This window comes from Candidatus Termitispirillum reticulitermitis (genome assembly GCF_054655775.1).
The window spans coordinates 1-611 of sequence record NZ_BAAIHG010000221.1 but is presented as its reverse complement, the minus strand read 5'-3'; the positions used below and the strand labels follow the sequence as shown (position 1 = coordinate 611).

General features: G+C 45.5%; 1 protein-coding gene. It reads left to right on the top strand.

Annotated elements, in window-relative coordinates:
* Nucleotides 1-23: 23 nt before the first annotated feature.
* A partial coding sequence (locus tag AC1MDJ_RS08405) for a sulfatase-like hydrolase/transferase (protein ID WP_479690458.1) occupies nucleotides 24-611 on the top strand: 588 nt, incomplete at its 3' end.

Sequence of the window (611 nt, the reverse complement as noted above, 5' to 3'; positions counted from 1 at the left end):
GATTATTATTACGTGCTCCCAGTATGAATATCACTCATTCAAGGGTGCAAAACAATTATGATTTTGTAAGCAATATGTTTAAGCCCTATATGGAAAATGGCTATAAAATTATATTTGTTACCTCTGGGTTTGGTGCGTGGCAGAACCTAGACAATTTCTTGCCAAAGATAGGCGTGTCCGAGTTTGTTGATTTACAAACGCTCTGTGCTACATACCCCGAAGCTAAGGTAGGACAAGAGGCTTGGGGTGTGCCTGATGAATACATGTATCAATGGATTAGAGAACGTCTTGCTAAGGCTGACAAGGCTGGAGAAAAGCTAGTGCTAGTCGCCCTATCTACATCATTTCATCCGCCCTATGCAGGCTTTGCTAATCCACCGCATGTAGAGGTTACCGAGGAGGAAAAAAAGCTACTCGGTCGCTCGGCTGACGGCGTCAAAAATGGAATTGACGGTTTATTTGCCTCGTTCCGCTATGCAAATAACGAGCTTGGGCGATTTATCGGCTGGGTTAAAGCTCAACCGCTCGCTAGCCATACTATAATAGCTGTCACAGGCGACCACAACACTCGCGAATTAGCACTGCTGGCACCGCAACAGGCAGTGCTAAAC